Below are 26,494 nucleotides of genomic sequence, written 5' to 3'. Positions count from 1 at the left end.
AGCGGAACCGCGGGGACAGCGCGCCCCGCGGTTGTTGCATCAGGCGCGGGAGGACGGACGCCACAGCCACAGGAGGGTAATCGCCAGCGCGAACAAGGCGCCAAAGCCAATGCCGGTCGCCACGGCGGGGGCACCGGCGCGAATGGCCAGCGTATACAGCCCCAACATGATGAGCATGGCGGTGTTTTCAATCAGGTTCTGCACTGCAATCGCATTGCCCGCGCCGACGCTCTGTTGACCGCGTTCCTGAAGCAGCGCGTTGAGGGGTACAACAAAGAAACCGCCCAGCACGCCGATGATCATCAGCAGCAGGTAAGCATTCAGCAGGGTATGTTGCAGGGCGAAAATCACCACCATCACGCCGATCAGAACGCCCGCGGGCATACAGCGGCGCACGGTTTCCAGCGTCACCAGCTTTGCCGCCAGTGCCGCGCCCACCACAATCCCTACCGCGACCATAGCATTCAGCATGGTCGGCGTTTTGTTGTCGCTGATGCCCAGCGCCACGGGTACCCACAGCACCAGCAGAAAACGCAGCGTTACACCTGCGCCCCAAAACAGACTGGTACCGAGCAGAGAAAATCGGGTTTCGGCATTGTTCCACAGCAGGCGCGTCGCGCGGAGAAAACGGCCCAGCATGGCCGCCACATTCCAGCTCTGCCCCGGACGCGCGGCGCGCAGTCTGGGAATAAACAGGTTCGCCACCACCGCCACCGCATAGGTCAGAGCACAGGCGGCCAGTGCGGCAACCAGATTCCAGTCCGACAGGATGCCGCCCGCCACCGAGCCCAGCAGAATAGCTGCAATGGTGGAGGCTTCCATCAGCCCGTTGGCTTTAACCAGCTTTTCGCCATGCGCAATTTCAACCAGAATGCCGTACTTCGCCGGGGAGTACGCGGCAGCCCCGATTCCCACCAGGGTGTAACCCAGGAAAGGATTAAAACCGAAGCAGATCACCATCGCACCGAGCAACTTCAGGCTGTTGGCAAACATCATGGCCCGGCCTTTGGCAATGCTGTCTGCCATCTGGCCGACAAAGGGCGCAAGCAGAATATAAGTGGCAACAAACAGCATCTGCAGTACCGGCTGGCTCCAGTCGGGATAGAACTGGTTTTTCAGCAACGCCAGCGTGGCAAACAGCAGGGCGTTATCGCCGAACGCGGAGAAAAACTGCGCCACGATTACCGCTATCATGCCGCGCGACAGTAACGGCGCATCACGTTCTGGGATCATGCCTGGTCCTCTTCGGCCATTTTCTTCAGGGTGACATAGTCAGGTTTGCCACTGCCCAGCAGCGGCAGCTGTTTGACCACGCGGATATCGCGCGGTACGGCCAGATCCGCGGCACCCAGCGACCGGGCCGCCTTTTGCAAATCCTCACGCGCTAAGGCGCTGTCGGTAGTAAACAGCACTAAGGCTTCACCCCGATTACCGTCGGGCCGCAGCGAGGCCGCGTGCTGTTTCTCCGGCGACGCGCTCAGGGCGATCTGCTCGACCACTTCCAGCGAGACCATTTCCCCGGCAATTTTGGCAAAGCGCTTCGCCCGGCCCTGGATCTGGCAGAATCCGCCGTCATCAAAGCTGACGATATCGCCGGTATCGTACCAGCCCGCTTCCATCTGCCCTTCCCCGTTGTCCGCAGCCGGGGTTTCCAGTACGCCGGGATTCTCCACCCGCAGGTAGCCTTTCATGATATTTGGACCACGCAGTTGCAGCCGCCCGCCCTGTTCAATGCCCGGCACGGACATCAGGCGCGAATCCATTCCCGGCAGAATACGACCTACCGTGTGCGCTTTGGCGGCCATGGGCACGTTGATGGCGACAACAGGCGCGCATTCGGTGACGCCATAGCCTTCCAGAATCCGGATGCCGTATTTTTCCATGTACAGCTGGCGCGTGTTCTCCTGCAGTTTTTCTGCCCCCGCGACCACATAGCGCAGACGGGCAAAGTCATAAGGCTGCGCAAAACGGGCGTAATTCCCCAGGAAGGTTGAAGTGCCAAACAGCACGGTACAGTTGCGGTCGTACACCAACTCAGGCACCACGCGGTAGTGCAGCGGACTGGGATACAGAAAGACCTGCGCCCCGGTCATCAGCGGCGTAAACAGCCCCACAGTCAAGCCGAAGGCATGGAACAGCGGCAACGCTGACATAAAGCGATCGCGTGGCGTAAAGTCGGCCACCGTGCGAATCTGCTCAACGTTCGCCAGCAGGCTTTTATGAGAATGCACCACGCCTTTCGGATGCCCTTCGGAGCCAGAGGTAAACAGCACCATCGCGGCATCTTCCGGCTGTTGCGTCACCTGCGCCTGACGCGGCGCCAGCAAATGCGCCAGTATCCAGAGCTTATCCTGCAACGTGACGGTATCTTTCAGATCTTCCAGATAGATCCACCGCACCTCGGTCAGCGCCTGCGGCAGATGCCACAGGTTGCCTTTATCCAGGAACTGCCGCGACGTGAACACGGTCTTTACCTGTGACGCAGTCAGCGCCGCACGCAGGCCCGTTACGCCCGCAGAGTAGTTCAGCATGGCGGGCACGCGCCCACGTAATGATGCGCCCAGGATCGCCGCCGCCGTGACCGTGGCGTTGGGCAGCAGCAACCCGACGTAATCGCCAGGCTGGCTGTACCGTTCCAGAATGCGTCCAACGCCCAGCGCTTTTTTCAGCAGGCCGGTATAGCTGTCGGGTTTGAAATTCACGTCTTCGATGCATCGCTTAAACGCGCCATAGCGCTGACGGGCACTCAGGAAAGCCTCATACAGGGTTTCCCTGGGTCGCACCGCCATACGTGCTTCCATCATAATATGGTGCAGGTGCTCTCCGGCCAGCACGCGACGGTCGCGGGCGCGCTTCGCCTCGGGCATCGGAATATGGGTGCCGGGTAAAATGCTCAGGGTAATACGGGGAAACAGGCGACGCTTGAAAACGCCCGCCAGGCGACCGAACGGCGTAAATTCTGCCCCTTCAATGCGCATCGGCACCACGGTCGCGCCAGATTTTGCTGCAACAAAGCCCGCGCCGCTGTAAATCTTCATCAGCGATCCGGTTACGGTAATGCGGCCTTCGGGGAAAATAACCACCGGGCGGCCGCTGTCGATGAGCCGCACCAGCTGCTTCAGCGCCATCGGCTTCATAGGATCGAGCGGCACGAAATCCGCATAGGGTTTTATCAGGCGTAAAAACCAGTGTTCGCTAATAGACGAGTAGATTGCAAATACTGGCTTAACGGGCAGAAACAGCGCCAGTAGCGCGCCATCCAGGAATGAGGTGTGATTGGGCGTAATCAACACTTTCTGCTTGCGCAGCTCAGCGGTATCGCCCCGCAGTTCAACCCGCCACAGCAGGCGAAAAAGCAGACGGAAAAAAGTGAATAACATGCCGGCTCCTTAGCATGGTGAAAACAGCCACTCACGATGCAGGATTTAGCGGTAATCGACAACTGATTATTGGCGGATGCGCGGGAGAAAGCTGATGCAGATCATGACAAGACCAGGCCAGATTTCAGGCAAAAAAAACCCACGCATCTGCGTGGGTCGGTGTAATAACGACTGGCCTTGCCGGAGCAGTGCCCGTTTTCACACCCATCAATACCTCTGGGATTTCTATCCTCTCACCCTTTAGTCGGTCAGAGACAGATGAAAAAAGAAAATGAATTCGCCGAAATGAAACGAGGTGTAAAAACATCCACACCTCGCTTACAGTTTGATTTGATTAGGATTTATCTGAACCGTTATCCACAGGCTTACTGTAGATAGCATCGGGGGCGATATTCATGTGCTTCAGCACCGGCCCCATGATGTTGCCGAATACCGGCGCGGCCACGGAGCCACCAAAGTGATCGCCAGCGGTCGGGTGGTTAATCATGACGACCAGCGCCACCTCAGGATGGCTGGCGGGAGCAATACCAGCGGTGTAGTTCACATAGCCGCCGTCATATTTACCGCTGCTGCCCATTTTCTCCGCTGTCCCGGTTTTGGTAGCCAGACGATAGCCGGGTACCGCCGCCTTCATCCCGGTCCCGCCCGGTAAGACGTCACTTTCCAGCATGTGCACTACTTCTTTCACCGTTTCAGGATTGGCCACCTGCTTGCCCAGCACGGGTGGCGTGACCTTGGTGATCGACAGCGGACGATAAACCCCATAGGAACCCAGCGTGGCATATTCCCGGGCAATCTGTAGCGGCGTCACGCGTAAACCATAGCCGAAGGAGAAGGTCGCGCGTTCGATATCAGCCCAGCGCGTGCGGTGCAGCGGGAAGTAGCCGACGCTTTCGCCGGTTAAGCCCAGTCCGGTGGGTTTACCGAGGCCAAAGGCATAGTAGGTGTTCACCAGGGCTTCCGCAGGCATTGCCAGGGCAATATGCGAGACGCCGATATCGCTCGATTTTTGCAGGATGCCGGTCATCGTCAGACGCGGCCAGTGCCCGACGTCACGGATCAGGTGGCCGTTCACGCGGTAAGGCGTGGTATCCAGTACAGAATCCGGTCGCACCAGGTGGCGCTCCAGCCCTTCCATCACTACCAGCGGTTTCACTGTCGAACCCGGTTCATAACTGTCGTTGATGGCGGTATTGCGCATCTGTGCCGGTGTGGCACCCTGATAGTTGTTGGGGTTGAACGACGGATAAGAGGCCATCGCCAGAATCTCGCCGGTATCAATTTTGACCAGCACCGCCGCACCGGAGTCGGCCTTGTTGAGCAACACGCCGTCACGCAGTTTGCTGTACAGTGTGTACTGGCTGAATTTATCAATGCTGAGCTGTACCGTCGGCGGCTGCGTCGGCGGCTGATAGCTAATCATCGAAATGATATTGCCGGCCGCATCCTGGCGATACACTTCTTTGCCCGGCTGACCCTGCAGCACTTTATCGAAGCCTTTTTCCAGGCCGTTCAGACCGGTGTTGTCAGCACCGACGATGCCGATAAGCGGTGCAGAGGCTTCACTCATCGGATAGAAGCGGCTGTCGTCATAGACCTCACTGATGCCCTTCAGCTTGAGATCTTTGATGTCTTTGGCGATCCCCAGCTCCACTTTACGTCCCAGATAGAGAAAACGACGTTTAGGATTGGCGGTGATCTGTGACGCGACCTCTTCGGGCCGCATGCCCAGCGCCGCCGCCAGATAGGCCCATTTGGCGCTGGTAAAGTCGGGGTTACTTTCCAGTACGCGCTGCGGATCGGCGATCACGTCACGCGAGGGCACGCTGAGTGCCAGTGCCTCACCATTGCGATCCAGTAAGGTGCCCCGGCTGGTGGGCAGTGTCACGGTACGCAGGGAGCGCTGATCCGCCTCATGCTCCAGCATCGGCTGATTCAGGAACTGCAAATCGGCCACGCGCGCCAGTAAAACGACCATGCAGGCCAATACGCCCAGACAAATCAGGCGAAAACGAAACGGGTTAAACGGGGCTTTTATCTGGTCTTTACCCAGTAATTTTTTTATCCGGGGCATAGCAATCCGCTGCGCTTAAAAAAAAAGAGGTCAATCCAGCAGTTATAATCAAAGCGCGGGTGAAAACACAGGAAAACTGTGTATCAGTTCGTTATTGATCGTTTTCCTCGGGGCAAAAAAAACCTGCGTATCTACGCAGGTTGGTGTAATCAAAAAAATCAGTTGATGTTCACCCATCAATACCTCTGGGATCCTGACTGTAGCAAGCGGCGATCCCGTTCTGCCACGACAGAAACGCAACAGTTACCTGCAAAATGTAACCAGCCGTGTGATCCTTACGTATTTGTGCAAACGACATGTTTTTTGATGTCCACGAGGCAACTCATGGCGTTCGGCCCCTGGGTCAGTGACGAGGTGCCGATATCCAGCGTTAAGACATTCGGATTGCCCGCCCGATCAAACGGCTGCCAGGCGTTGCCAAAGCCGGGATCAAACCAGGCACCGGTAGAGATGATCACCACGCCCTGCTTCAGGCCGTCTGTTAAACGCACCCCAGCCAGAATCCTGCCGCGCGCATTGCTGACTTCAATCTCGTCACCATCGACAATGCCGCGCGCGTTCGCATCCTCAGGATGCATGTACAGCGTTTCATGGCCGGCGGTTTTATTGCCCTGCACGGTGGCGGTGGCATCCAGCTGACTGTGCAAGCGATCCGAGGGCTGAATGGAGATCATATGCAGTGGATAGTCCTGACTTGCCGGCGCTCCCAGCCATTCCCGCGGCTCACGCCATTCCGGGTGACCGGCCATATCCTCCAGCTGATAATCCGCAATGGTCTGGCAGAACAGCTCAATTTTGCCGCTGGCGGTCTGGATCGGATGCGCGAGGGGATCGGCGCGGAAGTCCGCCATAAAGACGTAGGGTTTACCGCCTTCGGGGATTTCAACGAAGCCGCGCTGCCAGAACGCCTCAAATTCGGGGAAAGCAATGCCGCGACGACCATGGGCGACGGCGCATTGTTGGTAAAGATGCGCGATCCACTGCATCTCGTTGCGCCCTTCCGTGAAGGTATCCCGATAGCCCAGTCGCTCGGCCAGATCCGCAAAGATATCAAAGTCGTTACGTGCCTGATGCTGGGGTTTAATCGCCTGATGCATCGCCAGCACAAAGCGATCGCGCGACGAGCCCCCGATATCATTGCGCTCCAGCGTGGTGGTTGCCGGCAGTACGATATCGGCCATCTGTGCAGCCGGTGTCCAGACGATATCCTGCACCACGACGGTATCCGGCTTTTGCCAGCCTTCCACCAGCCGGTTCAACTGCTGATGATGGTGGAACGGGTTGCCGCCCGCCCAGTGCACCATGTGAATGTCCGGGTAGTGCAGGGTTTCGCCCTGGAAGCTATAAGGCTGGCCGGGGTTAAGCAACATGTCACTGATGCGCGCCACGGGAATAGAGAGGCCCGACGGATTGGGTCCGGTACTCATCATCGGCGCGGGCCCTTCCTGGCGCGGATTGCCCACGCTGTTCATGGAGCCGTGACCAAATGAGAAGCCCGCGCCCGGCAGGCCTGGCTGTCCGAGCATGGAGGACAGCGCGATCATCATCCAGTAGGGCTGTTCGCCGCGATGAGCACGCTGGACAGAGTAGGAGCAGGTGATAAAACTGCGTTTGCCGATCAGCTGCTGCGCCAGTTGCACAATGCGCTCCGCCGGGACCGCGGTGATCCGGCTCGCCCAACCCGCCGTTTTGGCGATGCCATCGCTTTCGCCCAGCAGATAAGCACGCAGCTGCGGCCAGCCGGTGCAGTGACGGGCAAGGAAATCCTCGTCGGTCGCACCGCGCTGATAAATTTCATAACCGAGCGCCAGCATCAGCGCCACATCGGTATTCGGCCGGATCGGGATCCAGTCGGCGCGAACAAATTCAGGGCAGTCGTCGCGCATGGGGCTGATGTTGATGACGGGCGTGCCTTTCGCGGCCAGCTGTTCCAGCGCCGGTTTCAGGCTGTGCTGACCTGCGCCGCCGGAAGCCACCTGGGCATTTTTTAGCGCCAGTCCGCCAAAGGCGACAAAAATCTCGGCGTGTTCCACCACCTGCGGCCAGTCGGTGACGCGCCCGGTGAGCGGCATGTAGGTGCCCATAACATAAGGGAGGAAAAACTGCGCTGCGCCCCAGCTGTAGTTGCCTTGCTGATCGACCCCGCCGCCGCCCTGAAAATAGAAACGCCGTACCAGCGTGCGCGCATGGTTGACGCGCCCTGCCGATGACCAGCCGTAAGAGCCATTAAAAATGCCGGAGGCACCGTAGCGTTCACGAATGCGGCGATTCTCCTCAGCCACCAGATCCAGCGCCGTATCCCAGTCAACGGCGACAAAATCTTCGCGTCCACGCAAGGTGCGATCGCTGTTCTCGCGGGAGGTTAACCACGAACGCCGCACCATAGGCTGGCGGATGCGTTTATCCGAGTAGACCAGTTCAGGAATGGTGTTGAGCATGGGCGACGGATCGGCGTCGGCAAAAAAAGGTTCGCAACCGATGAGACGGTCGTTTTCGCTTACCGCGGTAAAGGCGCCCCAGTGCGCCAGATGTGGCACTTTTATTTTCATGGTCATCGCTTCGGCAGGTGTTGGGATAAGCAGCATATCACGGGCTGTGACCGTAGCAGAAGGCATCACGCATCGTCTGATTTTGCCCTGTTTGCGACCTTGCTGGCATTCTGTTGGCTTGATGTGCGTACGCTTTTCCGTAACACTGGAGCGATGTGTAAACGTTTCCCCAAAATCAGGTAAACCCATGGCTACCATTAAGGATGTTGCCCGGCTGGCGGGTGTTTCTGTCGCCACGGTTTCCCGCGTGATCAACAATTCGCCTAAGGCCAGTGACAGTTCGCGCCAGGCAGTGAATCAGGCCATGGAATCGCTCCAGTACCATCCAAACGCCAATGCACGGGCGCTGGCACAGCAGTCAACCGAAACCCTGGGGCTGGTGGTGGGCGATGTATCCGACCCGTTCTTTGGCGCGATGGTGAAAGCGGTAGATGAAGTGGCAGGTCAGACAGGCAACTTTTTGCTGATTGGTAACGGTTACCATAATGAGCAAAAAGAGCATCAGGCTATCGAACAACTGATGCGTCATCGCTGCGCGGCGCTGGTGGTTCACGCCAAGAAAATCCCCGACAGCGAGCTGGAAGTGTTGATGAAGCAGATGCCCGGCATGGTGTTAGTAAATCGCCTGCTAAAGGGGTTTGAACAACGCTGTATTGCGCTTGATGACCGCTACGGTGCCTGGCTGGCCACGCGCCATCTGATTCAACTGGGCCATCAAAATATCGCGTTTATCTGTTCCACTCACACCATTTCGGATGCGGAAGACCGCCTGCAGGGCTATTACGATGCCCTGGAAGAGCACGGCCTGCCCTGTAACGACAGGCTGGTCGCCTGGGGCGAACCGGATGAAGTCGGCGGCGAGCAGGCGATGACGGAGTTACTGGGACGCGGCAGAAACTTTACTGCCGTAGCCTGCTATAACGACTCCATGGCCGCCGGGGCACTGGCGGTATTAAGCGATAATGGCGTACAGGTTCCCGAAGCGATGTCCCTGATCGGTTTTGATGACGTGCTGGTTTCCCGCTACGTTCGCCCGCGCCTGACGACGGTGCGTTATCCCATCGTCACTATGGCGCAGCAAGCCGCCGAGCTGGCGCTGGCGCTGGCTCACCACCAGCCCGTTCCTGAAGTGACCAATATGTTCAGCCCGACGTTAGTCCGCCGCCACTCGGTCAGCGGCCCGGCCACCTCGTCCTGAGTTCCTGCCTTGCCGCGACCTTTGGCGCGGCATATGTTGATGGTGCAGGATGATACCCACCATTTTTTGCATCTTTTCTCTCTCTGTCTGTTCTGCGAAATAAGCCGGGCCTTCGCGCTGCAGGAAGGCGGCAAGATGAGCCATCCCCGGGAGCTTACTGTAGTCCGTGACCGTGATGGAGAACCGCAGACAATGCGCCTGCTGCGCGCACGCCAGCTTATTTGAAAGCATGAAGGAGGCGTTCAAGGGGCCGTACGAGTGCAATGACCGTCTCATCCTGCACCTGTGCCGCTGCATCCAGCTTCGCCTGCATCTGCGCCACCTCGCCCGCCCCAAAGGCCTGGTTACGTACATAGGCATCCACCATCGCCATGCCCATCACGCTCAGTGCATCAACCTGCCTGGCGCTGCCCGCCAGCGCATGGAGCGGCTGGGTGGCATTCAGTAGCGGCTGAACCTGCGAATAATTTTCGTGCCAGTGTTGTAACTGTGCACGAATCGCCGTCGCGGCGGCAGGATCGGTCCGGTCTTCAATCAGCAGGGCAACCTGCTTCTCCAGCGCCCGGACGGTATCACTTTCAGCCGGTAAGACGTCCGCCAGGCGATTCAGTGGTTCAAAGTAGTTGTAATGCCCGGCCTGAAACTTGAGATGCTGACGCGTATAGTATTGTGCCGGTTCCAGCGCCTGGGCCAGCACGCGCAGCGGCTCGATATGGGTACTGTTGGCCAGCCGCATCATCTGTCGTTCCGTCTGATCGTGCTGTTGCAGGCCGACGGAGATCGTTGTCCAGCGATCCATCGCCGCAAGCCGTTGATACATGCTGTCTGGATCGGTGACGTTCTGCGCTGACCATAACCGTTCGGCCACTACAAAAGCGCGCGGCCAGAGTTTAGTATCAATGATCGTGCTATTGACGTTTTCGGCCCACAGCGCGGCCTCGCCGCCCAGCAGGTTTTGCTGCTTCTGCCGCGCATCGGGCAGCACCGGCTGAATACCGGCTGGCACGGCATCAAGGCGTCGGCCTTCGGTGGCGTAGCGTACGTTCCCCACCCGCATATACCCGCTGAGCTGGTTACCGGTCAGCGTCACCACGGGCTGGAACGGTCCCATCCACGTATCGACCTCGAACGTCAGACGATCGGGTGCCAGCCACGCAATCCCTTTCACCAGACGGCGCGACTTACCCGCGAAATCAATAAACCCGCGCCAGCCGTCACGACCTTTAATCAGCGTAAAGCTGCCCGTCACCGGACTGCCTTTTAACCGCGGCATAGAGAACGACCAGCTCTGCGCCTGGTCACCCGGCTGAATGACATCTTTGCCCTCAAGCCCCTGGGGATAGATTTCATTGCGATAGTGATAGCTGGCCGGTTGCGGCTGATCCAGATAGAACCCGGTGGAGAGAATGCCGCGATAGCCATTTTTGGCGACGGTACCCAGCGCATCCTGGCCCTGCCAGGACTGGATCAGAATGCTGTGGGGCAGATCCGGATGGGCGATCTCATCCCAGCCCACCATGTGTCGTTGATGTTTTTCGAGAATTTTTTCAAGGCGCTGATTAAAGTACGCCTGAAGCGCGTGACTGTCGGCAAGACCACGATCGTGCATAAATTGCTGAATGCGGGATGATGCCTGCCACTGGCTGGGATCGACCTCATCGCCGCCAATATGCACATACGGATCGGGAAAAATGGCGGCGACTTCTCCGATTAGCGCATCAATGACCTGGTAAACCTGCTCATTACTGGGATCCAGCAGCGGCTTAAAGACGCCCCAGCCGCGCTCCATCCGATAAGGACCGGGGGCGCTGATCAGTTCTGGCATCGCCACTGCCAGCGCAGAGGCATGTCCGGGAAAATCGAGTTCCGGCACTACGCGCACGCCACGTTCCGCCGCATACTGCACCACGTCGCGCATCTCTTCCTGGGTATAGAAAAGGCCGTCGCTGGCGTTTTGTTGTAGTTGAGGATAGCGGCTGGAGGCGAAACGCCAGCCCTGATCGTCCGTCAGATGCCAGTGCAGCACGTTCATCCGTGCCGCCGCAATGCCATCAATCTGCCGCTTAATCGTTCTGACCGGCATGAAGTGGCGGGCACTGTCGATCAGGATGCCGCGCCACGCAAAGCGCGGTTTATCCTGGATCGTCACCCAGGGAATGCGGGTGCCTTCGGGCGTGTTTTCAATCAGTTGCAGCAGTGTTTCCATGCCGCGCATCGCACCAAAACGGGTGTTGGCCCGTAGCAGAACGCCGTCACTGTTGACGTTAAGCTGGTAGCTTTCATCGCTGTCTGGCTGCGGAATGGGATCGGTAACCGTTGCAATCTGCAGGCGAATCGTAGGCGGGGTTATGGCCTGATCGGTTGGCAGTAAAGGCCAGCCGGTTTGTCGGGCAATGCGTGACAACCAGCGCGTTTCGGCACCGGGTAACCTGTCCCCCTCGATGCGCAAGGTGAGCTGTGGCGTCAACGTCAGCCAGCCTGCGTTGGCAGGTTGCTCTACCTGCTGTGGCCATGGCATTAACGGCAACGTGTCCGCTGCGGCAGAAAAGGACAAAGCACAACAACAGATAAGCACATTTCGGCGTAGCGACATTGGCACGGTACCCTGCAAGTCGATGGCAAAAAAGGTCGGTCACCAGAGTAATGTCATTTTGCGTGGCTGATCAAATCAGTCCGTCCGAAAAGGCGCCCCCGGGGCGATTTTTTTGTCGTGCTGATTTTCTGCGCGTGTTTACGGCTTCTTTGTTTCAGGTCAAAACGAGACGAATTAATTCGCTGCAGTCACTACATGTTGAGTCTAAAATCCGAAACAACACCTATATGTAGTTAACGGAGAGAACATGGCAACGGTGGTGATAAAGCGCGACGGATGCCGCGTAAGCTTTGATGCACAACGTATCGCAGCGGCCGTTATGGCGGCTGCGCGGGCAGCGAACGTCGACGATGCCGAATGGTGCGACGCGGTGGCCGGACAGGTTAGCGCACAACTGGTTGATCGTCAGGACGTCGACATTCAGGATATTCAGTGTGCGGTGGAAGAAACGCTGATGGCCGGACCTTATCCACAACTGGCACGGGCTTATATTGCCTATCGTCACGATCGTGACGTCGAGCGCGAACGCCGCAGCCAGTTGCATCATGCCATCCGTGGCCTGGTCGATCAGACCAATGCCGCCCTGCTTCATGAAAATGCCAATAAAGACAGCAAAGTGATCCCGACCCAACGCGATTTGCTGGCCGGGATTGTGGCGAAACATTACGCCCAGCAGCAAATCCTGCCTCGTGATGTGGTTCAGGCGCATGAGCGCGGCGAGATCCATTATCACGATCTCGATTACTCGCCTTTCTTCCCCATGTTTAACTGCATGCTGATCGATTTGAAAGGCATGCTGACCAACGGTTTTAAAATGGGTAACGCGGAGATCGAGCCGCCCAGGTCGATTGCTACCGCCACTGCGGTGACCGCGCAAATCATTGCCCAGGTTGCCAGCCATATCTATGGCGGAACCACGCTGAATCGAATTGACGAGGTGCTGGCACCCTATGTTGAAAAAAGTTTTGCCCGGCATAAAGAGGTAGCGCAGCACTGGGATATCCCGCAGGCGGAAGCCTATGCCCGCCAGCGTACCGAAAAAGAGTGTTATGACGCCTTTCAGTCGCTGGAATATGAGGTGAACACGCTGCATACGGCAAATGGCCAGACACCGTTTGTCACGTTTGGATTCGGGTTGGGGACAAGCTGGGCCGCCCGTCTGGTGCAGACATCCATCTTGCGTAACCGTCTGGCAGGACTGGGTAAAAATCGCAAAACGGCCGTCTTCCCGAAGCTGGTGTTTGCGATTCGGGAAGGCGTTAACCGTCGTCCGGGCGATGTGAACTATGACATTAAGCAACTGGCGCTGGCCTGTGCCAGCAAACGAATGTATCCCGATATTCTCAATTATGATCAGGTCGTTAAGGTTACCGGCTCCTTTAAAACGCCGATGGGCTGTCGCAGTTTTCTGGGCGTTTACGAAGAAAATGGCGAGCAGATTCATGAAGGGCGCAACAATATCGGCGTCATCAGTCTGAATCTGCCACGTATCGCGCTGGAAGCAGAGGGTGATGAGGCGCGTTTCTGGGCGTTACTGGATGACAGGCTGATGCTGGCGAAACGGGCATTGATGACGCGTGTTGCCCGGCTGGAAAAAACCAAAGCCCGGGTTGCGCCCATTCTTTATATGGAAGGTGCCTGCGGCGTGCGTTTGCAGGCAGACGATGAGGTGGGGTCGATTTTCCGCAATGGCCGCGCCTCCTTGTCTCTCGGTTTCATCGGCTTGCACGAAACACTGAATGCGTTGAGCGGCGCCTCAGTCCATCCTTTTGATGATGCAACCCTGCGCGCCAAAGGCGTGGCCATCGTGGCACGTCTGCGCGCGGCGACCGACGCCTGGAAAGCGGAAACGGGCTATGGCTTTAGCCTCTACAGTACCCCCAGCGAAAACTTATGTGACCGTTTCTGCCGTCTGGATGCGGCTGAATTTGGTGTGATAAAAGGCGTGACCGACAAAGGTTATTACACCAACAGCTTCCATCTGGACGTTGAGAAGAAGGTGAATCCTTACGAAAAAATCGATTTTGAAGCCCCCTATCCGCCACTCTCCAATGGCGGTTTTATCTGTTACGGCGAATATCCCAATGTGCAGCACAACCTTAAGGCGCTGGAAGACGTCTGGGATTACAGCTACGACCGCGTGCCTTACTACGGCACCAACACGCCAATTGACGAATGTTACGACTGTGGCTTCAACGGGGAGTTCACCTGTACCAGCCGCGGATTTACCTGCCCGAACTGCGGCAATCACGATCCTGCACGGGTTTCGGTCACACGGCGGGTTTGTGGCTATCTGGGCAGTCCGGACGCGCGCCCGTTTAATGCGGGAAAACAACAGGAAGTGCAGCGTCGGGTGAAACATCTTAATAGCGGCCAGCTGGAATGATGCGCATTCATCGTTACTACGATGTCGATATCGTGAACGGCCCCGGCACCCGCTGTACCCTGTTTGTCTCTGGCTGCGAGCACCAGTGCCGCGGCTGTTACAATCAACGTACCTGGCGGCTGGATTCCGGGGTGCCGTTTACCCTGGCGATGGAAGAACAACTGCTGGCCGATCTGAACGACACGCGCATCCCACGACAGGGCTTATCGTTAAGCGGCGGCGATCCCCTGCATCCACAGAATGTGCCGCATATTCGTCGTCTGGTGAAACGCGTCAAACAGACCTGCCCGGGCAAAGATATCTGGCTATGGACCGGCTATGAAATGGCGTCACTGACGTCCGCGCAGCGTGAAGTGCTGCCCTGGATTGACGTTCTGATCGACGGGCGCTTTGAAGAAGCCGAAAAAGACGCCACCCTCTTATGGCGCGGCAGTCGTAATCAGCACATCTGGTATTTACGCTGAAGAGCGGGGAATCGCCCCGGATTCAATGAGGGTGACGCCGGCTTTATCCATGAAGGCCTGCTGATGCAGACAGCGGGCCACATCCTGTGCTGACACTGCACGCCAGTTGCCGGGCAACCAGGAAAACAACGGTGCCATCAGGCTTTCTCCGCGGCGTTTCTCTTTTCTTTCACCGAGCAATAAAGATGGCCGGACGAAAACCAGGCGTGCCCAGTTCTGGTGGCGCAGCGTATTCTCCATCTCACCTTTTACGCGGCTGTATAAAAAGGGCGAATGGCGATGCGCGCCGTGCGCACTCACCACCAGCATCTGCGTGGCACCCAGTCGTAAGCCATTCAACGCGGTGTCCACCACCAGCGTGTAATCCACATGAATAAAGGCCGCTTTACTGCCTGCCTGTTTGCGCGTGGTGCCCAGGCAGCAAAATACCGTGGTCAGTGGCCCATCCAGGGGCTGAAGCACATCGGTCAGATCGTCCTCAACCGGATTGATCACCTTGTTCATAACAGGCAACGCGCGGCGCGTCGGGGCGATAATCTCATCGATGCGAGGATCATCAACCAGTAAACGCAGCAGATATGACCCGACTAATCCGGTTGCGCCGGTCACTAATACGCGATTCATCTCAGAATTGTCCCTGTTTCATCACCAGCCGTGCAAAATCTGGTCAATGTGCGCCGTCTGGCTTGCTTTCCTGATGTCGGCAGCCAGGCTTAATGCGTATCAGGATAGCGCATTAAGCGCCTAACATGCCTACAGGAGGGTAAAGATGAGCACCAAAATTGCGGTATTGATCACCGATGAATTTGAAGACTCTGAGTTTACCTCGCCAGCGGAAGTGTATAAACGTGCTGGCTACGAGGTGGTGACCATTGAGGAGCAGGCGGGTAAAACCGTTAAAGGCAAACAGGGTGATGCGGAAGTGAAGATTGACCGCAGCATCGACGATGTCAGTGCGGCTGAGTTTGACGCGCTGCTGCTGCCTGGCGGCCATTCACCTGACGCCCTGCGCGGCGACGACCGCTTCGTCGCTTTCACCAAAGACTTCGTGGCAAGCGGCAAACCGGTGTTTGCGATCTGCCACGGGCCACAGTTGCTGATCAGTGCCAATGGCGTCCGCGGCCGAAAAATGACCAGCGTAAAAGCCATTGCGGTCGACCTGATTAATGCCGGGGCTGATTTCCGCGATGAAGAAGTGGTGGTGGACAGTGACAAGCTGGTAACCAGCCGCACCCCGGCTGACCTGCCTGCTTTTAACCGTGAGTCCCTGCGCATTCTGGAAGCGCTGTAACGCGTTGGCGCCCTTTTCCGTCAGGGATCAGGGCGCACTACTCTTCCCGCAGCCAGGCAATCTTTTTGCCAAATCCCAGCGCGTTATCGGTCATTTTCAGCTCATCGAGCGTGATTTCCCACAGCGGTGCAGACACGCTGCGTGACATCGGGAAACGGCGCTGATAGGCATGGCGAGCTTCAACCGCCTCCTCCTCACGCAGTTGCCTGATGCGTCCACGATACTGCACCCCTTTTATCAGTAAGACCGTTTTCGGCTGACCATTGATCGTTCCGGCCACGTGAGGATTTTTGCTGGCCAGAAGGCCATGACGTGTATCCGGTTCCGTCATCAACCAGAATGCCATACGTGCCTCATCAAACACGTAGTAACAGTTTGCACACCACAGTTCATTTCCGGCACTGCAGCACAGTGACAGGACATGTTGCTTCTTCAGGTAGCGAATAAGATGGGAAAGATCAGACACAATCAACTCCGGATAAGGGCAACGGATAGCGCACGATGGGGAAGCGCGTTACACTGCCGGGCAGGCATTTCTGGGACAGATTATGAGTCAGCACTGGCAACTTTACCTGATAAAAACGGCCGCCGGTCTGTTATATACCGGCATCACGACCGACGTCACGCGCCGCCTTGCGCAACATGAGTGTGGTCGTGGAGCCCGGGCCCTGCGCGGAAAAGGCCCACTGGCGCTGGTTTATGCCTGCGCGGCAGGTGACCGCGCGCAGGCATCCAGGCTGGAATATCAGGTCAAGCAACTTCCCCGGCAACGCAAACTGCAACTGGTTGCCGAGCAACCGCAGAGTCTCGAAACCTGGCTTAGCGCAGTGCGTTAAAGGGAGCTGCATACTCAATGCGCCCTTCCGCGTCGTCGAAGGCATTATCGGCCAGACGGTAAACCTGGAAAGCGGCTTCACTGTCCGGCCAGCGACAGTGCAATCCCCGGCGCGCCGCAGGTTCAAATCCCAGCGGATGAAACAGCGCAGGCTCGCCAAGTACGACTACCGCGCTGTAACCAAACTCATTGAGCGTATCCAGACCTTCGTAAATGAGGCGTTTCGCAATGCCCTGTCCCCGTAAAGGTTCATCAACGGCCAGCGGCGCAAGGCCGACCCAGCCGCGATCCTCGCCCTGCATCGTGACCGGACTAAAGGCAGCATAACCCAGCACTTGTCCTTCATCATCGGTTGCCACGACGCCAAGCGTTAACAGGCCATCTTCGCGCAGTGCCTGTGTCAGTTCCGCCTCGGCCGATGTAGGGAAACAACGTCGGAGCAGTGCATCGATTCCGGCGGCGTCAACGCCAATTTCCGTTCGTATTAACATGAAACACCTGCGCGTGCCTGTACGGCGTTCGCGTCCTGTTGCATCGTTGTTTCCACAATCGCAGCCATGTGCTGAATGGCGGTACGTAACCCTACGGGCATGGTGTCGAATTCTATTGCATCCATTACGTTCTTAACCTCCAGTCCCAGTTCAGTATCCCCTTCAATCAGCAATCGACGCTGAAAGAAAAGCATATCAGGATCCGCTTTACGCGCGGCTACCAGCAACAAATCATTGGCATTGCCCCGGAACCAGACATCTGCTTCGGCATGCTGCAACACCTTCAGTCGGCCATCCTCTAGCGTGGTCATCCAGGTGAGATGCATATCAAGGATCTCAATGCCTAAAAAGCGTCCCTGAAGGAAGTCTAACTCACCTTCAGCCAAAACATGACGAAATTGCCAGTTTAAGAGTTGCTGCAAGAGGGGCTTCTTCAAGGTAAACGGGGCAATCTTCGCCGGTAAACCAATAATTTTAGGACCATTTTTCACTAAACTGGCTGAAAACCGCTGAAGCACGCTCGTCACTCCTGTTAAAAACATTTTAGCTATATTGCCACAGACACCGGTTATCGCCGTCGGTGAGATCAATAAAACCAACAGCTGACCGATTAAAAATACGCCAGCCTCACGCATCAAAACGGCTTTCACTGCCCCAAATCAAGATTTGCGCAACGCGGCATGACTAGACTCGGGCTCCATCTGTATGTCGAGAGGATTGGGTATGGAGTTGCTGTGTCCGGCCGGGAGCCTGCCAGCCCTGCGCGCCGCCGTTGAGAATGGGGCCGATGCGGTCTATGTCGGGCTAAAAGACGATACCAATGCGCGTCATTTTGCCGGGCTAAACTTTACGGATAAGAAATTACTTGAAGCAGCCTGTTATTTACATCAGCATCGTCGCAAACTGCACGTTGCCATTAATACCTTTGCACACCCTGATAGCGTGCATCGCTGGCAGCGGGCCATTGATGTGGCGGCGGACTGTGGAGCGGATGCGCTGATACTGGCCGATATCGCCACGCTGGCCTATGCCCGCGAACGCTATCCACACATAGAGCGACACTTGTCCGTTCAGGCCTCGGCCACCAATCTGGAAGCCATCCGTTTTTATCACCGTCATTTCACTTTGCATCGCGTAGTGCTGCCCCGTGTTTTATCCCTCCATCAGGTAAAACAACTGGCGCGCAGTACGCCAGTCCCGCTGGAAGTATTTGCCTTTGGCAGCCTGTGTATTATGGCCGAAGGTCGCTGCTACCTGTCCTCCTGGCTCACAGGGGAATCGCCAAACAGCAAAGGCGCCTGCTCGCCGGCGAAGTTTGTGCGCTGGCAGCAAACGCCTGCCGGGATGGAGGTGCGCCTGAATGACGTATTGGTTGACCGTTACGGTGCGGATGAAAGCGCGGGTTATCCCACCCTGTGTAAAGGGCGTTACGAGATTGACGAACAGCGCTACCACGTGCTGGAAGAGCCCACCAGCCTGAATACCCTGGAACTGCTGCCTGAGCTGCTGCGGGCGGGCATTGCCTCAGTGAAGATTGAAGGCCGTCAACGCAGCCCAGCCTATATTTCTGAGGTGGCGCGCGTCTGGCGTCAGGCGATCAATCGCTGTCAGGCCGCGCCGGATAGCTTTGACGTCAGCGAGAAATGGATGCAGACATTAGGGGCGCTGTCTGAAGGAACGCAAACCACGTTAGGTGCTTACCATCGTGACTGGCAATAAGGAGACAGCATGAAATATTCCCTTGGCCCGGTGCTGTGGTACTGGCCTGGCGACACACTGCAACACTTTTACCACCTCGCCGCCCAAAGCAGTGCCGACATCATTTACCTGGGCGAAACCGTATGCAGCAAGCGCCGCGCAACCTCGTTTGCCGCCTGGATGGATTTAGCGCGTGAGCTGGCTGCCAGCGGCAAGCAGGTTGTCGTGAGCACGCTGGCGCTGCTGCAATCCCCATCCGAACTGAAAGAGTTACAGCGTTATGTCGAAAATGGCGAGTTTCTTATCGAGGCCAACGACATGGGGACGGTCAACATGGCGGCGGAGCGCAAGCTGCCCTTTGTCGCCGGTCCTACCCTGAACGTTTATAACGCTGACACCTTACATCTGCTGGTGAAAGAAGGTATGGCGCGCTGGTGCCTGCCCGTTGAAATGCCACGAGACTGGTTGTTAACTCTGCTGGCGCAGTGCGAAACGCGCGGTATTCGCGAACAGTTTGAAGTGGAGGTGCTGGGCTATGGGCATTTACCGCTAGCCCTGTCAGCGCGATGCTTTACGGCCCGCTCGGAGAATCGTGCTAAAGATGACTGCGAAACCTGCTGCCGTCATTATCCGAACGGACGCAGGGTGCTTTCGCAGGAGCAACAACAGGTTTTCGTTCTGAACGGTATTCAGACGCTGAGTGGCTACTGTTACAACCTGGGCAACGATCTGGTAAGCATGCACAACTGTGTCGATATCGTGCGACTTTCACCACAAAGCGAGGAAACCTTAAGCCTTGTTGACCGTTTTCGCGACAACGAAGCGGGCCAGGCCCCGTTAGCGATCGAGAAAAACCGGGACTGCAATGGCTACTGGCGTAAACTGCCGGGGATGGTTTTACAGACCACCGACTGAAACGCACATACAGGCAACAGAGAGTGGGCGTAAAGCGTTTTAATATAGCGAATGTTGCGCAATACTTAATAGTGCAGGGTATGAAACCTGCGCTATAACCTCTGGAGTACCCATGTCTGAGAAAAAAAACGTTCGCCTCTCTGTACTCGATCTTGCCCCTGTTCCTCAGGGCGCTACGCCACGTGATGCGTTTCAGAATTCACTTGCGCTGGCACGTCAGGCCGAAGCTCTGGGATTTGAACGTTACTGGTTAGCTGAGCACCATAATATGACCGGCATCGCCAGCGCCGCCACAGCCGTGTTAATCGGCTATCTGGCCGCAAACACCACGACGCTGCGTCTGGGCTCTGGCGGCATTATGTTGCCCAATCACGCGCCGCTGGTGATCGCAGAACAGTTCGGCACCCTGGCATCGCTGTATCCCGATCGCATCGATCTGGGATTAGGCCGTGCGCCAGGATCGGATCAGCGCACGATGCTGGCTTTACGTCGCAACCTGTCAGGCATGCAGGCCGATACGTTTCCGGATGATGTGGCCGAGCTGATTCACTGGTTTGATGCAGAAGCTGGCGCGCAGCCGCCTGTTCAGCCGGTACCTGGTTTAGGGATGAAAATTCCCGTCTGGTTACTGGGTTCCAGCCTGTACAGCGCCCAGCTCTCGGCCAAAATGGGGCTGCCGTTTGCGTTTGCCTCGCATTTCGCACCGGACCAGCTGTTCCAGGCTCTGCATGTTTATCGTGAAAACTTTACACCGTCAGCCCGCCTTGCTGAACCTTATGCTACCGTCTGCATTAACATCGTGGCGGCGGACACGGAAAGCGACGCCCGTTTTCTGTTTACCTCAATGCAGCAGCAGTTTATTAATTTGCGTCGCGGCAAGCCCGGTCCGTTACCTGCCCCGGTGCAGAACATGGACAGCCTCTGGTCGCCGTCAGAACAGTATGGCGTCCAGCAGGCTCTGAGCATGTCGCTGGTCGGGGACGTGGATAAAGTGCGTCACGGTCTGGCCTCGCTGCTGCGTGAAACGCAGGCCGATGAGATCATGGTCAACGGTCAGATTTACGATACCGATGCACGTCTGCACTCCTTTAAGCTGGCGATGGAGGCGGCACGCGGGCTGTAAACGCCTCGTTCTGTTTCGCGCCAGGTAAAAGGCAAAGACAAAAAGGGAAGCCTGCTGGCTTCCCTTTACTTATCTTGCTTCCCCGCTGTCTCAGCCGGTCTGCCCTGACAGGGATTTACCGCAAGGGCAAAAAAAAGGGAAGCCCGCAGGCTTCCCTTTTTATCATGCGAAATCGTCTCGCTTATGCGTCACGACGACGAGGTGCAGCAGCACCGTCTTCACGACGTGGACCACGACCGCCTTCACGGTTAAAGCTGCGTCCACCTTCACGGCGCTCAGAAGAGAAACGACGGCCCTGACCTTCAGGACGAGGACCACGACGCTCGCCAGAACCTGAACGACGCTCACCACGGCCACCTTCATGCGGCTGTGCATCACCCAGCAATTGCATATTCATCGGCTTGTTGAGAATACGCGTACGGGTAAAGTGCTGCAGGACATCGCCCGGCATGCCTTTCGGCAGTTCGATCGTCGAGTGCGTACCAAACAGTTTGATGTTACCGATGTAACGGCTGCTGATGTCGCCTTCGTTAGCAATCGCGCCAACGATGTGACGAACTTCAACACCGTCATCACGGCCCACTTCAATGCGATACAGCTGCATGTCGCCAACATCGCGACGCTCACGACGTGGACGATCGCCATCACGGCTGTCACGTGGACCACGGCTGTCGCGACGATCATCACGCTCACGGAATTCGCGGCGCGGAGGACGCGGTGCGTCAGCAGGTACGATCAGCGGACGCTCACCCTGTGCCATTTTCAGCAGGGCGGCAGCCAGCGTTTCGATATCCAGCTCTTCTTCAGGCTGCATTTTGGTCAGCAGTGCACGGTACTGTTCCAGATCGCTGCTTTCCAGTTGCTGCTGAACTTTCGCGGCAAACTTAGCCAGACGACGCTGACCCAGCAGCTCTGCGTTTGGCAGCTCAACTTCCGGAATAGTCAGCTTCATGGTGCGTTCGATGTTGCGCAGCAGACGACGCTCGCGGTTCTCAACGAACAGCAGTGCGCGCCCCGCACGACCCGCACGACCCGTACGGCCAATACGGTGAACGTAAGATTCGGCGTCCATCGGGATATCGTAGTTAACAACCAGGCTGATACGCTCAACGTCCAGGCCACGAGCCGCAACGTCAGTCGCGATCAGGATGTCCAGACGACCATCTTTCAAACGCTCCAGCGTCTGCTCACGCAGGGCCTGGTTCATATCACCGTTCAGGGCCGCGCTGTTGTAACCGCTACGCTCCAGCGCTTCAGCGACTTCCAGAGTGGCATTTTTGGTACGAACGAAGATGATCGCCGCATCAAAATCTTCTGCTTCCAGGAAGCGAACCAGTGCATCGGTTTTACGGCCGTAAGCCGTCCAGTAGCTCTGGCTGATGTCAGGACGCGTTGTCAGGCTCGACTGAATACGCACTTCCTGCGGATCTTTCATGAAACGCCTGGTGATGCGACGAATCGCTTCTGGCATGGTGGCAGAGAACAGCGCGGTCTGATGACCTTCCGGGATCTGCGCCATGATGGTTTCAACGTCTTCGATGAAGCCCATACGTAACATTTCATCTGCTTCGTCCAGCACCAGACCACGCAGATTAGACAGATCTAACGTGCCACGCTTCAGGTGATCCAGCAGACGACCTGGGGTTCCCACAACAACCTGGGGTCCCTGGCGCAGAGCACGCAGCTGCACGTCATAACGCTGGCCGCCGTAAAGGGCAACTACGTTCAGACCGCGCATGTGCTTAGAGAATTCGGTCATCGCTTCAGCAACCTGAACCGCCAGTTCGCGGGTCGGAGCCAGCACCAAAATTTGCGGTGCTTTAATAGTCGGATCAATGTTGTTTAACAGCGGCAGAGAGAACGCTGCCGTTTTACCACTCCCGGTCTGCGCCATGCCTAACACGTCACGGCCCGCCAACAGGTGAGGAATACACTCAGCCTGGATTGGGGATGGCTTTACGTAGCCCATGCCGTTCAGTGATTCAAGGATGTCGGCGTTCAGGCCAAGGTCTGCAAAAGTGGTTTGAATATCAGTCATGTAGTACACGTGCCTCGTTGATTGCGGCGGCCAGTCTACATAACTCGTCGTGAAAACTTTCAGTCATTTTCATCAAAAAGTGTGAACCGGCTCAAATTAGAAGTTTTGACGAACAGAAAAGCCCTCATCCCTGAAGATGATGACTTGACAGGTTTACAGGCAAAAAAGTTCGTCAGCTATTGCTGGTCAGATTCTGATAAATCGTCTTGTGCCTGGCCGAGTAGCGCCAGTTCCAACAATGCGTATCGGTGTTCAACAAAGTTATTCACGTTGTTGGCGACCGCCAGTTTGAACAACGCTTCTGCGTTGTCCTTCTCCCCCAGACTTAGGTAATACTTACCTAAATAGAAGTTGGTTTCACTGAGATGTTCAGCGAGCGAGGTGTTATCCGTTGCGTCCGCCTTGAGACGTTCCATCAGTGTTGCTTCGCTGATGTCGCCCAGGTAGAACTCGACAATATTCCATCCCCATTGGTCCTTAACCGCTTTGTCGTAACGCTGTTTAAGCGCCACTTTTGCTTTGGCTGCGTCCATCTTGCTTTCAACAAGATAGAGCCACAAGCTACGGAAAGGATCGTTAGGATCGTCTTGATAAAACGCCAGCAGATCATCTTGCGCTAACTTGTATCGACCACCGTAATAGAGGGCGATACCACGATTTAAATGCGCATAGTTGTAAGTTGGATCAAGCTCAAGTACAGAATCAAACGCTTCATAGGCGGCATCATAGTTGCCCGCCTGCGTTAAGTATATACCAAGATAGTTAAACACTTCTGGCATATCAGGTCTTATAGACAGCGCTTGCGAAAAATCGTTCCGCGCTAATGCCCTCAGACCCAGACTATCATACAACACTCCGCGCTCATATAACAGCTGTGCGCGTTCATCATCGGTAAGGGCTCGACTGGCAAGAATTTGTTCCATGCGAGCCAGAATCACTTCCTGCTGCAGTGTGGGCTGTAAAGGTACTGCAAGAACTTCGTTCTTACGCCAATTGGAGTTGCTGCATCCTGCCAGCGTCAAAGCTGTCGCAACAAAACACCAGCGCAAAAAAGGCTTCATTTCCCACTCCCGAATACAAACATTGGGACAACCGTCCTGTCATCCGCCTGCTGTGCACAAGGATTCCTGCCCTCGCGATGACACAAAAGCCTCCCCCTGCCAGGCAAGGAGAGGCAAATCAGGAAAGACTTATTCAGCGTCAGGTGCGCTCTCAGCTGCAACAGCCTCAGGCTTGGTTTCTGTCGCTTCTTTGATGCTCAGACGGACACGGCCCTGGCGATCCACTTCCATCACCTTCACCGGTACTTCCTGACCCATCTGCAGATAATCCGTCACTTTCTCAACGCGCTTATCAGCGATTTGTGAAATGTGCACCAGACCTTCTTTACCGCCGCCGATAGCAACGAAAGCACCGAAATCGACAATGCGCGTGACTTTACCGCTGTAAATGCGGCCCACTTCGATTTCAGCGGTGATCTCTTCGATGCGACGAATCGCTTCTTTCGCTTTCAGGCCATCAGTTGCCGCGATTTTCACCGTACCGTCATCTTCGATTTCGATGGTGGTGCCGGTTTCTTCGGTCAGCGCACGGATAACAGAACCGCCTTTACCGATCACATCTTTGATCTTATCTGAACTGATCTTGATGGTGTAAATGCGCGGTGCGAACTCAGAGATTTCCTGACGCGGCGTGCTGATAGCCTGCTCCATCACGCCCAGAATGTGCAGACGTGCACCTTTGGCCTGATTCAGCGCTACCTGCATGATCTCGCGGGTGATGCCTTCAATTTTGATGTCCATCTGCAGCGCGGTGATACCGTCACGGCTACCCGCCACTTTGAAGTCCATATCACCCAGGTGATCTTCATCACCCAGAATGTCAGACAGAACAACAAATTTGTCGTCTTCTTTTACCAGGCCCATCGCGATACCGGCAACAGACGCTTTAATAGGTACGCCCGCGTCCATCAGCGCCAGAGAAGCACCACAGACGGAAGCCATAGAAGATGAACCGTTTGATTCAGTGATTTCAGACACGACACGAACGGTGTAAGGGAAATCTTCCACTTTTGGCATTACGGCCAACACGCCGCGCTTCGCCAGACGACCGTGACCAATTTCACGACGCTTAGGCGAGCCCACCATACCGGTTTCACCTACTGAGTAGGGAGGGAAGTTGTAGTGGAACAGGAAGCTGTCGGTACGCTCACCCATCAGTTCATCCAGGTTCTGCGCATCGCGGGTGGTACCCAGCGTTGCGGTCACCAGCGCCTGTGTTTCACCACGGGTGAACAGGGCTGAACCATGGGTACGCGGCAGTACGCCGGTCCGCACGTCCAGACCACGAATCATGTCTTTTTCACGGCCATCGATACGCGGCTCGCCGTTCAGAATACGGGTACGAACAACCGTCTTCTCCAGGCTGTGCACGATATCACCGATTTCAGCCGCATCCAGGGATTCGTCTTCCGCCAGCAGCGCCGCGATGGTTTCGTCTTTGATGGCATCAACCTGGGCATAACGCGCTTGCTTGTCAGTGATACGGTACGCATCGCTGATACGCGCTTCAGCCAGGGCCGCGACACGTGAAATCAGTGCAGTATTGGCCGCTTCTGGCTGCCAGTCCCAACGCGGCTTGCCCGCTTCAGCGACCAGTGCATTAATGTTTTCAATCACCACCTGCTGCTGATCGTGGCCGAACAGCACAGCACCCAGCATTTGTTCTTCAGACAGGATTTCTGCTTCAGATTCCACCATCAGAACGGCGTTCTGCGTACCTGCAACCACCAGATCCAGACGTGACGTTTTCAGTTCGTCAGCCGTTGGGTTCAGTACGTACTGGTCATTGATATAACCCACACGCGCCGCACCGATTGGGCCATTGAAAGGCAGACCCGACAGCGCCAGCGCGGCAGAGGCACCGATCATCGCAACGATGTCTGGGTGAACCTGTGGGTTGACCGAAACAACGGTCGCAATCACCTGAACTTCGTTAACGAACCCTTCCGGGAACAGAGGACGCACCGGACGGTCAATCAGACGTGAAATCAGCGTTTCACCTTCGCTTGGACGACCTTCGCGACGGAAGAAGCTGCCCGGGATACGACCAGCAGCGTAAGTACGCTCCTGATAGTTAACGGTCAGTGGGAAGAAGTCCTGGCCTGGTTTGGTTTTTTTCTGGCCAACAACGGTGACAAAAACAGCGGTGTCATCCATGCTCACCATAACGGCGGCAGTCGCCTGGCGAGCCATCATGCCGGTTTCCAGCGTGACGGTATGTTGACCATATTGGAATTTGCGTACGATCGGATTAAGCAAAATCAAAGTCCTTAACATCGGGGCAGTGCTATCTTGGCCTGCCATTAATTACCGATCTCCGTTGCATCCTCGCGACTAATGACAACCCTTAACCGCCCCTGCGGTAAAGCCTCTCATTAGCCGCGCGAACCTCTGCAAA

At 56.4% G+C, this 26,494-nt stretch carries 20 protein-coding genes; 8 read left to right on the top strand and 12 right to left on the bottom strand.

Annotation, left to right across the window (positions count from 1 at the left end; genetic code table 11):
* Positions 1-39: 39 nt before the first annotated feature.
* The 4 genes from lplT to C7434_RS12335 all read right to left on the bottom strand — a co-directional run bounded on the left by lplT (position 40) and on the right by C7434_RS12335 (position 8,003).
* Positions 40-1,233, bottom strand: a complete 1,194-nt coding sequence (gene lplT / locus C7434_RS12350) for a lysophospholipid transporter LplT (protein WP_133745502.1) — start codon at positions 1,231-1,233, stop codon at positions 40-42.
* Positions 1,230-3,380 (bottom strand): bifunctional acyl-ACP--phospholipid O-acyltransferase/long-chain-fatty-acid--ACP ligase, encoded by a 2,151-nt coding sequence (gene aas / locus C7434_RS12345; RefSeq protein ID WP_110267940.1) that lies wholly within the window; start codon positions 3,378-3,380, stop codon positions 1,230-1,232. The genes lplT and aas overlap by 4 nt, the downstream gene beginning before the upstream one ends.
* A gap of 334 nt (positions 3,381-3,714) precedes the next feature.
* A complete protein-coding gene (locus C7434_RS12340; protein WP_133745501.1) occupies positions 3,715-5,454 on the bottom strand; it encodes a penicillin-binding transpeptidase domain-containing protein in 1,740 nt (579 codons plus the stop codon).
* A gap of 275 nt (positions 5,455-5,729) precedes the next feature.
* On the bottom strand, positions 5,730-8,003 hold the full coding sequence (locus C7434_RS12335; protein WP_039339105.1) for a molybdopterin guanine dinucleotide-containing S/N-oxide reductase: 2,274 nt from the start codon (positions 8,001-8,003) through the stop codon (positions 5,730-5,732).
* A gap of 187 nt (positions 8,004-8,190) precedes the next feature.
* Here C7434_RS12335 and galR point away from each other — a divergent pair, with 187 nt between their 5' ends.
* Entirely contained in the window at positions 8,191-9,201 is a 1,011-nt protein-coding gene (gene galR / locus C7434_RS12330; RefSeq protein WP_133745500.1) for an HTH-type transcriptional regulator GalR, read from the top strand.
* Between the two features lie 217 nt (positions 9,202-9,418).
* On the opposite strand, the gene C7434_RS12325 is transcribed toward galR, so the two are convergent.
* Positions 9,419-11,794 (bottom strand): family 20 glycosylhydrolase, encoded by a 2,376-nt coding sequence (locus C7434_RS12325; RefSeq protein WP_133745499.1) that lies wholly within the window; start codon positions 11,792-11,794, stop codon positions 9,419-9,421.
* A 247-nt stretch (positions 11,795-12,041) separates the two neighbouring features.
* On the opposite strand from C7434_RS12325, the gene nrdD reads away from it, so the two are divergent.
* Together nrdD and nrdG are read left to right on the top strand one after the other, a co-directional pair.
* Entirely contained in the window at positions 12,042-14,180 is a 2,139-nt protein-coding gene (nrdD, locus tag C7434_RS12320) for an anaerobic ribonucleoside-triphosphate reductase (RefSeq protein WP_133745498.1), read from the top strand.
* The gene (nrdG, locus tag C7434_RS12315; RefSeq protein ID WP_033739209.1) at positions 14,177-14,644 is read left to right on the top strand and encodes an anaerobic ribonucleoside-triphosphate reductase-activating protein; all 468 of its coding nucleotides are present in this window, start codon (positions 14,177-14,179) and stop codon (positions 14,642-14,644) included. Before nrdD ends, nrdG begins: the two co-directional genes overlap by 4 nt.
* On the opposite strand, the gene C7434_RS12310 is transcribed toward nrdG, so the two are convergent.
* A complete protein-coding gene (locus C7434_RS12310) occupies positions 14,636-15,268 on the bottom strand; it encodes an NAD-dependent epimerase/dehydratase family protein (protein ID WP_110267944.1) in 633 nt (210 codons plus the stop codon). The two genes, nrdG and C7434_RS12310, sit on opposite strands and share 9 nt — an antisense overlap.
* Before the next feature lie 145 nt (positions 15,269-15,413).
* On the opposite strand from C7434_RS12310, the gene C7434_RS12305 reads away from it, so the two are divergent.
* Positions 15,414-15,935, top strand: coding sequence for a type 1 glutamine amidotransferase domain-containing protein (locus tag C7434_RS12305; RefSeq protein WP_006121777.1), 522 nt, complete (start codon positions 15,414-15,416; stop codon positions 15,933-15,935).
* A gap of 37 nt (positions 15,936-15,972) precedes the next feature.
* Here the strand turns inward: C7434_RS12305 and C7434_RS12300 are convergent, their stop codons facing one another.
* A complete protein-coding gene (locus C7434_RS12300; protein WP_033739205.1) occupies positions 15,973-16,401 on the bottom strand; it encodes a YhbP family protein in 429 nt (142 codons plus the stop codon).
* Between the two features lie 82 nt (positions 16,402-16,483).
* Between C7434_RS12300 and C7434_RS12295 the strand changes: the two genes are divergently transcribed.
* Complete coding sequence (locus tag C7434_RS12295; RefSeq protein WP_006121775.1) at positions 16,484-16,771, top strand: GIY-YIG nuclease family protein; 288 nt, start codon at positions 16,484-16,486, stop codon at positions 16,769-16,771.
* Here the strand turns inward: C7434_RS12295 and C7434_RS12290 are convergent.
* On the bottom strand, positions 16,755-17,261 hold the full coding sequence (locus C7434_RS12290) for an N-acetyltransferase (protein ID WP_033739203.1): 507 nt from the start codon (positions 17,259-17,261) through the stop codon (positions 16,755-16,757). The two genes, C7434_RS12295 and C7434_RS12290, sit on opposite strands and share 17 nt — an antisense overlap.
* Positions 17,255-17,803: an SCP2 sterol-binding domain-containing protein gene (locus tag C7434_RS12285; protein WP_133745555.1), complete on the bottom strand. Its 549-nt coding sequence runs from the start codon at positions 17,801-17,803 to the stop codon at positions 17,255-17,257. Before C7434_RS12285 ends, C7434_RS12290 begins: the two co-directional genes overlap by 7 nt.
* A 181-nt stretch (positions 17,804-17,984) precedes the next feature.
* Here C7434_RS12285 and C7434_RS12280 point away from each other — a divergent pair, with 181 nt between their 5' ends.
* From C7434_RS12280 to C7434_RS12270, 3 genes are all read left to right on the top strand, one after another.
* Positions 17,985-18,980, top strand: coding sequence for a peptidase U32 family protein (locus tag C7434_RS12280; protein WP_133745554.1), 996 nt, complete (start codon positions 17,985-17,987; stop codon positions 18,978-18,980).
* Positions 18,981-18,989: 9 nt separating this feature from the next.
* Positions 18,990-19,874, top strand: coding sequence for a U32 family peptidase (locus C7434_RS12275; protein WP_033739200.1), 885 nt, complete (start codon positions 18,990-18,992; stop codon positions 19,872-19,874).
* Positions 19,875-19,986: 112 nt separating this feature from the next.
* Positions 19,987-20,997 carry a luciferase-like monooxygenase gene (locus tag C7434_RS12270; protein WP_006121770.1) on the top strand — a complete coding sequence of 337 codons (1,011 nt, stop codon included), beginning with the start codon at positions 19,987-19,989 and terminating at the stop codon, positions 20,995-20,997.
* Between the two features lie 181 nt (positions 20,998-21,178).
* Here C7434_RS12270 and C7434_RS12265 read toward each other — a convergent pair whose 3' ends face one another.
* The 3 genes from C7434_RS12265 to pnp form a co-directional block, all read right to left on the bottom strand.
* Positions 21,179-23,035, bottom strand: coding sequence for a DEAD/DEAH family ATP-dependent RNA helicase (locus C7434_RS12265; RefSeq protein WP_033739197.1), 1,857 nt, complete (start codon positions 23,033-23,035; stop codon positions 21,179-21,181).
* 176 nt (positions 23,036-23,211) lie between these two features.
* Positions 23,212-24,096 carry a lipoprotein NlpI gene (gene nlpI, locus C7434_RS12255; RefSeq protein WP_033739194.1) on the bottom strand — a complete coding sequence of 295 codons (885 nt, stop codon included), beginning with the start codon at positions 24,094-24,096 and terminating at the stop codon, positions 23,212-23,214.
* 129 nt (positions 24,097-24,225) lie between these two features.
* Positions 24,226-26,355: a polyribonucleotide nucleotidyltransferase gene (gene pnp / locus C7434_RS12250; protein ID WP_133745497.1), complete on the bottom strand. Its 2,130-nt coding sequence runs from the start codon at positions 26,353-26,355 to the stop codon at positions 24,226-24,228.
* Positions 26,356-26,494: the final 139 nt, after the last annotated feature.

This window comes from Pantoea sp. PNA 14-12 (genome assembly GCF_004364735.1).
Classification (GTDB): Bacteria; Pseudomonadota; Gammaproteobacteria; order Enterobacterales; family Enterobacteriaceae; genus Pantoea; species Pantoea stewartii.
The sequence above is the reverse complement of the archived record's forward strand: the minus strand, read 5'-3'. Positions and strand labels throughout refer to the sequence as shown.